Annotated in this window: 9 protein-coding genes and 1 pseudogene; 4 read left to right on the forward strand and 6 right to left on the reverse strand. The window is 66.0% G+C overall.

The window, feature by feature from the left end; genetic code table 11:
• The first annotated feature begins 28 nt into the window (after positions 1-28).
• Both ACGLHR_RS35385 and ACGLHR_RS35390 read left to right on the forward strand, forming a co-directional pair.
• Positions 29-1,153 (forward strand): acyl-CoA dehydrogenase family protein, encoded by a 1,125-nt coding sequence (locus tag ACGLHR_RS35385; RefSeq protein ID WP_400099762.1) that lies wholly within the window; start codon positions 29-31, stop codon positions 1,151-1,153.
• Positions 1,154-1,194: 41 nt separating this feature from the next.
• Positions 1,195-1,518: a 2Fe-2S iron-sulfur cluster-binding protein gene (locus ACGLHR_RS35390; protein ID WP_267601565.1), complete on the forward strand. Its 324-nt coding sequence runs from the start codon at positions 1,195-1,197 to the stop codon at positions 1,516-1,518.
• A 59-nt stretch (positions 1,519-1,577) separates the two neighbouring features.
• Here ACGLHR_RS35390 and ACGLHR_RS35395 read toward each other — a convergent pair whose 3' ends face one another.
• Positions 1,578-2,852, reverse strand: a complete 1,275-nt coding sequence (locus ACGLHR_RS35395; RefSeq protein ID WP_400099764.1) for a cytochrome P450 — start codon at positions 2,850-2,852, stop codon at positions 1,578-1,580.
• A gap of 214 nt (positions 2,853-3,066) precedes the next feature.
• On the opposite strand from ACGLHR_RS35395, the gene ACGLHR_RS35400 reads away from it, so the two are divergent.
• Positions 3,067-4,713: a phytoene desaturase family protein gene (locus tag ACGLHR_RS35400; protein ID WP_400099765.1), complete on the forward strand. Its 1,647-nt coding sequence runs from the start codon at positions 3,067-3,069 to the stop codon at positions 4,711-4,713.
• On the opposite strand, the gene ACGLHR_RS35405 is transcribed toward ACGLHR_RS35400, so the two are convergent.
• From ACGLHR_RS35405 to ACGLHR_RS35425, 5 genes are all read right to left on the reverse strand, one after another.
• Positions 4,693-5,427, reverse strand: a complete 735-nt coding sequence (locus tag ACGLHR_RS35405; protein ID WP_318232409.1) for a TetR/AcrR family transcriptional regulator — start codon at positions 5,425-5,427, stop codon at positions 4,693-4,695. The two genes, ACGLHR_RS35400 and ACGLHR_RS35405, sit on opposite strands and share 21 nt — an antisense overlap.
• Positions 5,428-5,544: 117 nt before the next feature.
• Complete coding sequence (locus ACGLHR_RS35410) at positions 5,545-6,273, reverse strand: SDR family oxidoreductase (RefSeq protein WP_400099768.1); 729 nt, start codon at positions 6,271-6,273, stop codon at positions 5,545-5,547.
• Between the two features lie 83 nt (positions 6,274-6,356).
• Positions 6,357-7,811 (reverse strand): acyl-CoA reductase, encoded by a 1,455-nt coding sequence (locus tag ACGLHR_RS35415; RefSeq protein ID WP_318232407.1) that lies wholly within the window; start codon positions 7,809-7,811, stop codon positions 6,357-6,359.
• Positions 7,812-7,818: 7 nt separating this feature from the next.
• Entirely contained in the window at positions 7,819-9,237 is a 1,419-nt protein-coding gene (locus ACGLHR_RS35420; protein ID WP_318232406.1) for a hypothetical protein, read from the reverse strand.
• 125 nt (positions 9,238-9,362) lie between these two features.
• On the reverse strand, positions 9,363-10,367 hold the full coding sequence (locus tag ACGLHR_RS35425; RefSeq protein ID WP_318232405.1) for an AraC family transcriptional regulator: 1,005 nt from the start codon (positions 10,365-10,367) through the stop codon (positions 9,363-9,365).
• Between the two features lie 148 nt (positions 10,368-10,515).
• Between ACGLHR_RS35425 and ACGLHR_RS35430 the strand changes: the two are divergent.
• Positions 10,516-11,013, forward strand: a pseudogene (locus ACGLHR_RS35430) (hypothetical protein); the annotation flags it as partial.

Below are 11,013 nucleotides of genomic sequence, written 5' to 3' on the forward strand. Positions count from 1 at the left end.
AACGACGCCTATCCTCAGAGACTTGACCATGCGGACCGTATTCCGAGAAGACCACGAACTATTCCGCCAGCAGGCGCGTCGCTTCATCGACAGCGAGATCGTGCCCCACCTGCCCGACTGGGAGCGGGCCGGCATCGTGCCCAAGGAGATCTGGCGCAAGGCCGGCGAGATCGGCCTGCTGTGCGCAACAGTACCGGAGGAATATGGCGGCGCCGGCGGCGACTTCGGCCACTCCGCCGTCATGATCGAGGAGCTGGCCCGCGTCAACGCCACCGCCATCGGCTTCACCACGCATTCCGAGATCGTCGCACCCTACATCGTCGCCTACGGCAGCGAGGAACAGAAGCGGCGCTGGCTGCCCCGCATGGCCAGCGGCGAACTGATCGGCGTGATCGCCATGAGCGAGCCCGGCATCGGCAGCGACTTGCGCTCGATGCGCACCAGCGCCACGCGCGACGGCGGCGACTACATCGTCAACGGGCAGAAGACCTTCATCACCAATGGCGGCAATGCCGGCCTGATGGTCACGGCCACCAAGCTCGACTCGAAATCCAAGGACCTGACGCTGATCTGCGTCGAGGAAGACCGGCCCGGCTTCTCCAAGGGCAAGCTGCTGGAGAAGATCGGCCTGAAGGGACAGGACACCTCGGAACTCTTCTTCGATCATGTCCGCGTACCGGCGGAGAATCGCCTTGGCGAAGAGAACCAGGGGTTCCACTACCTGACCCACCAGCTCGCGTGGGAGCGCACCATCATCGGCATCCGCGCCGCCGCGTCGATTGAAGCATTGCTGGCGGAGACCATCCAGTACACCCGCGATCGCGTGGTATTTGGCAAGCCGGTGTTCGACTTCCAGAACACGCGCTTCAAGCTCGCGGAGGTGAAGGCGCAGGCCACCATGCTGCGCGTCTTCGTCGACGACTGCCTGGCCAAGGCGATGCGCTTTGAGCTCACCGCCGAGGTGGGCGCGATGTGCAAGCTGCTCGGCTCCGAGCTGCAAGGCAAGCTGCTCGACGAATTGCTCCAGCTGCACGGCGGCTACGGCTTCATGAGCGAGTACAAGATCGGCCGCTCGTGGGTGGATGCACGGGTTGCGCGCATCTACGGCGGCACGTCCGAAATCATGAAGGAAATCATCAGCCGGTCGCTATAGCGCGCCCGGCTGCAACGCAAGAAAACCCAGAGGAGACAATGATGCCCAAGCTTTCGTATATCCGCCACGACGGCACCCGTACCGATGTCGAGGTGTCAACCGGCGCCACGGTCATGCAAAGCGCCCTGGAGCGCGGCGTCGACGGCATCAGCGGCGATTGCGGCGGCGCTTGCCAATGCTGCACCTGCCACGTCTTCGTGGAGGAAGCCTGGCTGGACAAGCTGCCGCCCGTGGACGAGATGGAGGATGCCATGCTGGACAGCACCGCCGAGCCGCGGCGCGCCAACAGCCGCTTGTCCTGCATGCTGACCATGGCACCGGAACTGGACGGCCTGGTGGTGCACCTGCCTGCTTCCCAGCTCTGAGCGAAGCAAGCGGGGGCGCTTGCAGCGCCCCCGCCCCTCCCAGCGGTGAATCCCAGCAGTTAATCCCAGATGACCGGCACCGAATGCGGCCCGCGCAACTGCGCCCCCGCGATTCTGGGGGCCGGCTTGTCCGGATCCAGCCGCAGATTGGGTAGCAGGTCCAGGATGGCGTTGACCGCCGCCTGAAGCTCGATCTTGGCGATGTATTGGCCGATACACATATGCGCGCCAAAGCCGAAGCCGAAGGAAGGCTTTGGCCTGCGGTCGATATCGAAGGTCTCGCTGTTCTCGAAGGCTTCCTCGTCGCGATTTGCAGATGAGACGATGCACTGGACCATCGCCCCCTTGGGCACCAGGACACCACCGATCTCCACGTCCTTGGCCGCCTGTCGCACCTTGAAGGTGGCGACCGGCTCGAACCGCACGGCTTCGTCGATCGCCTTGGGCACCAGGCTGCGGTCCTGGCGCACCCGCTCCAGCAGCGCCGGGCGCTCCAGCAGCAGCGTCATCAGCGAGCCGAAGGTGCGAGTGGTGGTTTCGCCCGCGGCGGGCAGCAAGGAGCGCACGAAAGTGGCGACCTCATGGTCGTCCAGCCGGCGCCCCTCGTACTCGGCACGAATCAGCCGGCTGATCAGGTCGTCGCCATTGGCGCCATCCTTGCGTACCTGGACCACCTCCACCTTGACTGCGTCGTAGAGCGCCTGTGCCGCAGCCATGGCCGCCTTGCGCGCCGCGGCCGCCCGTTCGGCATCGACCTGCGGGCCGGCCAGGATGGCCAGCGCCCAAGCAGCATATTGCTCCACCCGTTCAGGCGTGTCATCCGGGAAGCCGATCAGCGAGTAGATCAGCCGGATCGGGAAATGCAGGCCGAAGTCCATCAGGTCGGCCCGTTTTGCGGCTGCCATCGGCACGATGTATTCGTTGCGCACGATCGGATCCATCTTGGCATCGCGCCAGCGGTTGACCACCTCGGGCATGAAGACAGGCTGCAGCAAGGCGCGCGCGCGGCGGTGCGCGTCGCCGTCCATGCCGGTCAGGATTAGTCCGTCGAAGAACGCGCCCAGGCCTTCGGCGATGAAGCCGCTGGTGAAATTGGTGGCATCGCGCAGCACCGCCATCACATCCTTGTATTTGAACAGGGTGAAGGTGGGCCGGTCGGGGTCCAGCCCGGCGATGGTGGGCACGCCCAGGCGTGCCATGAAATCCTCCGGGATCACCGGCGAATTCCTGCGCATGTCGCGGTAGATCGCATGCAGGTCGACATCGCTGCCGCGGTAGTTCTCCGCCACGCCGGCAAAAGCCGTCTCGAGGGCGGGTGCTGCGCTGTTGCTCATCTCGGTCTCCTTACTGGATGTCATTGCCCGGGGATACGTACCGCTGAAGCGTCCGTATGGACGCATTACCGTTTGACCCCGGGTCAGCAATATTTTATTGAACACTTTTCGCAATTGTGATCCACTTAAGCGATACGGGCAAGACCAAACGCACTGACCGGAGCCATCCGGGCGCCAAGGCTGCACCCAGAACGACAAACAGGATGGAGACAACATGACAAGCAAGCAAACCCACGATGCCATCATCGTCGGCGGCGGCCACAATGGCCTTTCGGCTGGCTGCTACCTGGCGGCCGCCGGCAAGAAGGTGCTGGTGCTCGAAGCGCTGGACAAGGTGGGCGGCATGGCCTCGTCGGGCTACCTGCTGCCTGAGGCGCCTGGCCACCTGGTCCACCCTTGCGCGCTGGACATGATGTCGATGCGCGTGCATCCGCGGGTGCCGGCGGAGCTGGAGCTTGACCGGCACGGCTTCCGCCAGATCGAACTGACCCCGGGCTATGTCTACCTGCATCCGGACGGCACCTCGCTGGTGTTCTGGCGTGATCCGAAGAAGACCGCCGACGAAATCCGGCGCTTCAGCCCTAAGGATGCGGACGCTTTCCTGACCTTCATGGATGTGGTGCTGGCCTTCATCGACATGGCCGTGCCCATGATGCGGGTGGACCCGGCCGAGCTGAACGTGGGCGCCAAGTTCGAGGCGTTCCGCGCGGCCTTGCGCAACCGCAAGCTCAAGCCCGAGCTGATGACGCTGCTCACCGGCTCCGCCTACCAGGCGGCGCTGGAGCGTTTCGAGCACCCGGTCACCATCTCGGCCATGTGCTGCCTGACCGGCCTGGCCGGCCCCATCACCAGCGACGGCAGCGGCATCTACTACGCGCTGCTCGGCTTCCTGCACCGCTTCGGGGTTGGCCGGGTGGTGGGTGGCATGCAGACGCTGTCCAATGCGATGGCCGCCCGCTTGCGCGAACTTGGCGGCGAGATCCTGACTTCCGCGTCGGTCCAGGAAATCGTGGCGGACCAGGGCCGCGTGCGCGGCGTGCGCCTTGCCGATGGCCGCGAGTTCCATGCGCGCGCCGTGATTGCCAGCTGCCACCCCAAGGTGGCGCTGGACCTCGTCACCGCGGGCCAGGTCGAGCCACGGCTGCTGACACGCATCACGCACGCGCCGGCCAACGCGCACGGCGCGTCGCCCCTGAAGGTCGACATGGCCCTTAACGGCCAGATCTCGCTCAAGCGCTTTGAGGACCAGCGCGGCGACGGGCTGGACCTGCGCAAGACCTGCCTGCTGATCGGCACGACCGAAGCCGTGCTGGAGAACTTCCGCGCCTCGGCGCGGGGCGAGGTGCCTACCCTGCCCTACCTCACCATTGCCGCGCCGAGCGCCGTGGACCCATCGCTGGCGCCCGCCGGGCAGGATACGGTCTACCTTTATCCGCCCGCCATGCCGACGCATCCACGCGAGGGCTGGGATGCCATCCGCGAGCGCGTGACGCAGCAGGTGATCGACCAGGCCAGCCAGTACGTCGACGGCCTGAAGACGCAAGAGATCGCCCGCCGGATGGAAGCCGCGCCGGATTTCACGCGGCGCCTGAATACCGTCAACGGCTGCGTGGTGCATATCGACACCAGCACCATGCGCTCCAATACGCTGCGCCCGGCCTACGGCCTGGGAGGTAACACGCTGCCGGTGGCCGGCCTGTATTTCGGCGGCGCGGGCATCCACCCGGGTGGCGGCGTCAATGGCATGCCGGGGCGTATCGCAGCCCAGCGCGTGCAGCGCTTCCTTGGCAAGAGCGAGCGCAGCAGCATGAGCGCGCTAGCGATTGCCGGTGCCGTGCTTTCAGCGTGGGGCATGGGCTGAAGGTATGCAAGCCACGGCATCGGCCGCCGGGCGCTGCAGCGAGGGGCGCTCGCCGGCCAGCACCGCGGCCAGCACGAAGTCCACCGAGAACTGGCGCCACGCCGCTACCCCCTGCGGCGCGGTGGTATCGAAGCCGGCCACCGCCGACACCGTATAGCGGTTGGTAAAGCCGCCGGTGGTCAGCAGCGCCGAGGCGGCATAGAACAGGCGCGCGTCGATATCGGGCCGGAATTCGCCGCACTGCGCGCCGCGCAGCAGGATGCGCTCCATCTGCGCCACCAGTGCGGGCGCGCGGGCCTGGAAGCGGTTGGCATGCTGGGCGTTGTGCTCGTGAAAGCGCAGCCCTTCCTGCGCCAACGAGCCTAGGGTCGGGTCGTGGCGGTACTGGTCAAAGGCATGCTCCAGCAGCACCCGCAGCGCCTGCGTGGGCGGCAGGTGATCCAGTTCCAGCGCCAGCAGGTCCGCCAGCACATCCTGCGCCGACTCATCCAGCACGCTGGCAAACAATTGCTCCTTGCTGTTGAAGTAGTGATAGACGAGCTGCTTGGTCACGCCCGCCGCGCGCGCGATGTCGTCCACGCGCGCGCCGGCCAGCCCTTTTTCAGAGAACGCCTGGCGCGCCTCCTTGAGCAGGCGGCCGATGGTGGCGCGCTTGCGGGATGGCGAGGCGGGCGTATCAACATCTGGCGCGGGATCGGGACCGGGAGGGCACATGGCTTGAGTGATGAGATGGGGGCGGGCAACCGGCCAGCCGATGGCCGCCAGCGCCGCTCCCGCATTCTAAGGCTGAAGCCGAGCAAACACGCCCTGTCGTATTCCCTCCCCCCGCGCTCAGAATGACTGCGACAGCGGACGCACCACGATCTCGTTCACCGCCACATGCCCGGGCTGCGAGATCGCATAGACCACGGCATCCGCGATCGCATCCGCCGACATCGCGCCCTCATAGAGTTGCTGCGCCCGCGCCTTGAACGCCGGCACGGTGATGCTCTCGGTCAGCTCGCTCGCCACCAGCCCCGGGCAGATCGAGGTCACCCGCACCTTGCCCACGCATTCCTGGCGCAGCCCCTCGCTGATCGCACGCACGGCAAACTTGGTGCCCGAGTACACAGCCCCGCCGGGGCCGACCGTCAAGCCCGCCACTGACGAGATATTGATGACATGTCCCGCCCCCTGCGCCAGCATGCCGCCGAGCACCGCGTGGATGCCATACAGCACGCCCTTGATATTGACATCGATCATGCCGCTCCAGTCGTCGACGCAACCCTGTGCAATCAGCGACACCGGCATGATGCCCGCGTTGTTGACCAGCACATCGATGCGCCCGAAGCGCTCGCGCCCCGCCTCAGCCAGCGACTGTACTGCCGCCGGCTGGGTGACGTCGGTGGCGGCCCACAGCACGTTGTCGCCAAGTTCGGCGGCCAGCGCCGCGAGCCTGTCCTCCCGCCTTGCGCCCAGCACCAGCCTGGCACCGCGCCTGGCGAGCTGGCGCGCGCATGCCTCGCCGATGCCGCTGCTGGCGCCGGTGATCATCACTACCTTGCCTTCGATCGCGTCCATGGTCTCCTCTTCCTTTCTGTCTTGAAACGATTTTGTCTTTGAGTGATGCTGAACTGCGGCCAGCATCGACACCGGCCGCGCGTTCAGCCCGCCAGCGATTCGATCAACGCGGGATCGCCCGCCTCCTCCGTCACCCACTTGACCATGCGGCGGATTGGCTCGATCGCATCCTGGCGGTCCAGGTTGTGCTGCAGCGTGGCCGCGGCGCCGAGCGACACCAGCCGCTGCGCCCCCTGGAAGGCCAGCTTGTCGCGCATCGCCACCTTCAGGGACTCCGGGAAGACGCCGATGGTCTGCGTATAGGCATTGACCGAGCGCACCGCGGTATCGATCTCGTCGATCGGCACCAGGTTGCCGACACGGCAGCCCAGGATGCGCGAGAAGCTCACCGGCGCGCCGTCCCTGGAGACGATCATCGCGCCCTCGTTGCGTTTGCCGCCGAACACCGTGTAGTCCTCGTCGATCATACGGATGCCGTCGATCTCCTCCTTGAGCGCGGGATCGAACGCCTTGTGCGGGGTCGACAGCGTATCGGGCAGCGTCTGCAGCGCCTCGAAGGCCAGGCGTGCCAGCGCTTCGCAGCGCGCCAGCCCCGCCGCGTCGGTGCCGGATTGCACATAGACCACCCGCGCGCTGACGCAGGCTTCCTGGTTCTGCGCGCCGACATCCAGCGCCAGCCGCCGGGCCACGCTGGCCAGCGTGGCATCGTCCTCGAACGCCTCCTTGCCGATGATGGTGCCGCTGAGCTTGGGATCCAGCGTAATCAGGTCCAGGCCGGGCTGCAGGTATCGGGTGATGTGCTTGACCGAATCGAAGCCACCCCACGCGATCAGTTTCTCCACCTTGCGCGGGTCGTAGATGCGCTGCTCCACCTGCTCGTCGCCGCCCTTCCAGTAAGCCACGCTCAGGTGTCGCGTCAGGGGATGGTCCGGCGCCATGTCGATCATCGTGCGCGCGATCGCCATCGACGTCAGCGGATCGTTGGAGGGCGCCTTGATGATGGCATCGGAGCGCGTCAGCGCATTGCGGATCACGGTCAGCACGGCCACCACCGGCGCGTTGCCGGCGATCACGTGCACGCAGCGCGCGCCGAAGGCACGGGTCCTGGCCGTGACGCCGGGGATCAGCACGCCCGGCTGCTCGACCCAGCCCTCCAGGTAGTCCGCGCCGACCGAGCGCGCGACGATGTTGTAGAGCTCCTCCCGGTTGAACAAACGCGGCATGCGCGTGTAGTGGAAGCGCAGGATGCTCTCCGACAGGCCCGAAGTGGCGCATGACAGCGCAAATGCCGCCTGCAGGTGCCGGTTGTCAGAGAAGTTGAGGTGCTGGCCAAGTTCGACCAGGTAATCGACGATCTGATCCAGGCTCAGCGTGTACAGGTCGGACATCATCGACGGCGCGCGCAGCGTCAGCTCGTCGGCGTATTTGCCGACATCCGGCGCGGTGAACGACACGCCGCCACGGCGGCCGCCAAAGGTCAGTTCGTCACCCTCGATCACCTTGCCGCGGATGATCAGCGGGACTTGGTAGGTAGTCATTGCAGTCTCACTCCGACAGTTCGTTCAGGAAGCTCAGGGCCTGGTCATGCGCGGCGGGGGCGCCCGCGCAGATCACCTTGTCGTCGCCGCCCTCCTTCTCGCTGTAGCGCCGGATATCCGGCAGCAGGTAGGCCCCGGTGCGTCCACAGGCACAAGGCTTTTCGAAGCCGTGCATGGTGATCTCATCGCCCGTCACCAGGCCGGCCCAGTAGGTACTGGTCAGCAGGTCCAGCGAGGCAAAGCGCCCGGTCAGGCCGTCCTTGCGCGGCAGCGGCTTGCCGGTGGCCGGATCGAGCAAGAACGGGATGGTGGTCGGGGGGACGTGATAGTGCCCGTGTTCGCAGCGCATGCTGAAGCCGATCTGCTCGCTGCACCCGTAGAACTCGTAGAAGTTGTGGAAGCCGAGAAACTCCACCAGTTGCTCGCGCCAGTTGTCGGGCATGTTCTTGCCCTTCTTGCCACCGCCGGTGTGCAGCACGCTGCCCGGGCCGAACACGCTGCGCGCGCCCTGCGCGAGGCCCTCGGCCGCGGTGTCGTAGAGGATGGTCCAGACCGCGCCGATATACACGTCCTTGCCGCCAAAGCGCCGGATCGCGTCGGAGAAAAACGTCTTCAGCTGCTGCGGGCGTTCGCGCTCCACGCGCACCAGTTCGTCGCGCTTGGCCAGCAGCGCGTCGGAGATCTGCAGCGTGCCCAGTTCGCCCTGCGCCTCGGCCGCGGCCAGCCGGCCGGAGAGCGAGGCAACGTCGGCCGAGAAGCGGGAATCCGGGTACATGAACAAGGCATTGTCCTCACCGCCCGCGTACATCTCCACCTGGTAGCCACTGCCACGCGCCGCCGCGCTGGCGCCCTTGCGGTAAGTCGGCGCAATCAGCGGCCGCTTGTTCTTGATGAGATCCGGGCCGGTGCCGGGACCGCGCCAGTCGCGGATGCGATTGGCCGAAAGCTCGATGTTCTGGCGCCATTCCTTGTCGGTGCGCGGCAGGAAAGATAGCTTGCCGGTGGTCCCCGAGGTATGGAACACGCGCAAGCTGGTCTTGGCATCCAGCAGGTCCACCCAGTCGTCGATCAACTTGACGCCCGTGGCATCGACCTGACTCAGGTCCTGGGTGGTCAGGCCGTTGAGCCAGCGCGTGAGCTTATCGAACTGGCCGCGTTCCAGGTAGGACATCGGATAGGACTTGTACACCGTGTGCGCGAACAGCAGCGGCGCCACATCGTCGATGTTGCGGATCTCGTCGATGCCCTGCTCCGTGGCCAGCTTGTCGAGCACGGGGATCTTGCCGCGCATCTCGGCAAAACGCTTGCGCACGCCGTTCAGCTGGATGTCCCGGATCTGGTCCGGCGTAAGGCGGAAAGCCTCGTCATAGCAGGCGCCGATGAGCGCCGTGGGCTCGTCCAGCAACCTGGCATACAGGTCGGTCATGGTTTGTCTCCATAGGTGGAATGGCGGGTCGCCGTAGCGAAGCGCACTCTGTTTTCGGTGCGTGCCTAATCCTATGGAAGCCATGACTTGAACAGAAGCAGAACCGGTTGCTCTGTCCAGTCAAACTATCGCTGGACGGACATCTCGTGCACTGGAGCGACCTGCAGGCCGAGCGCGTCCAGCCGGTACTCGCGCGGGCTGCGCCCCGTGACCTTGCGGAACGCTGCGCCAAACGCGGCCGGGCTCTGGAACCCGCACTCGAAGGCCACGGCCTTGATCATCACCTCGCGCCGCGACAGGAGCGCCTTGGCCTGGCGGATGCGAGCGTCCGCCATAAAGCCGCCAAGCGTGCTGCCCGTACTGTTCTTGAATGTGCGTGCGAGATGGCGCGGGCTGATGCGGCACGCGAGAGCGAGTTCTGCAATGCTCGGCGAGGGGCCGCTGGCCGCCTCCACCCGCTCGCGGATGAGGCGCAACTGCCATGGCGCCAGCCGGCTGCCGCCGAGCTTGAGCGAATCCTCGAAGCCCCTGAAATGGCGGGCAACCTGCACCAGCATCGAGAGCACCAGCGACTCGGCCAGCACGTCGCTGCCGAAACCCGGCGCAAGCGCCTCGCGTGCCAGTTGCAGCATCGCTTCGCGTACCGGCGGGATGCGAAGGTCGCGGCACAGCGCCAGCTCCCCGTTGCCCCATTGCCAGTCACGCAGGCCGTCAAGCCATGCGGCGTCGAACATGCAGCAAACCACGCGCCGGTCCATCGGGCCGCAGCGGACATGGAACGTCTGACCGGCCGGCACCAATACGCTGTCGCCCAGCGTGGCAAATGCCGTTTGCGCTTCGCTGCCACGGAACGCGCCGCAATCCGCGCCGGAACGTCCGCTCAGGCACAGATCCAGATAGCTCATCGAAGGCCGGAACACCGCATCCAGCGGTTCATCCAGCGTGAGCGTGCGGACGTTGACCTCCAGGCTGGGCGTGCAGATATGCGCATCCACCGACAGGCGTGGCGCAGGCATGCGCTGACGCCGGATGAACTCGCCGCCCGCCACGGTATAGAGGTCCGAGGCAGGGACGCCGGCGAACCCCGTGGCATTCACGCTGCGCGAAGCGTTCGAGACATGTTGGTCCATGGGTAAGGCCGATGAAGGCACCTGCGGAGATACCCTTAATATCGCCAAAATAATACACACAATATCGATTACTGTCTAATATCCGACGGAATAAACGCGCCCAGGGACCTGCCCCAAGCGCGCCGGGCACATTCAAATGGAGACCAGCATGACCACAGCGCAGCCGCCTTCCACGCCGGCATCCCCCGCGACATCGCCGCCCTTGCCTGCCGTCCTTGACCTGCGTGAGTTCAGGCTCGGGTGGCGCGCCTTGTGCGTCGCGCTGGTCGGCAACGGCACCGGCGTGGCCGCGTTGCTGCTGTATGGCTATGGTGCGATGGTCGTGCCCCTGCAGGAAGCCTTCGGCTGGGAGCGCTCGGCGCTGCAGGCGGCGATGAGCTTCATGTTCGGCGGCACCGTCATCGCCGCGCAACTGGCCGGCTGGCTGATTCTTCGCCACGGCGCGCGCATCGTCGCCACGTTGTCGGTGCTGGCGCTGGCGGCGGGGTTCATGGGCATGACCTGCCTGCGCGGCTCGATCTGGGCGCTGTATCTCGGCTTCGCTTGCCTGGGCATCCTGGGGCTAGGCACAATACTGTTCACTTCACAACCACTTTGGGGACGATTTGCTGATTCAGCGGCTCGGATCGCCGCCGGATTCGGAAAT

The organism is Cupriavidus sp. CuC1 (genome assembly GCF_044627735.1).
Lineage (GTDB): Bacteria > Pseudomonadota > Gammaproteobacteria > Burkholderiales > Burkholderiaceae > Cupriavidus > Cupriavidus ulmosensis.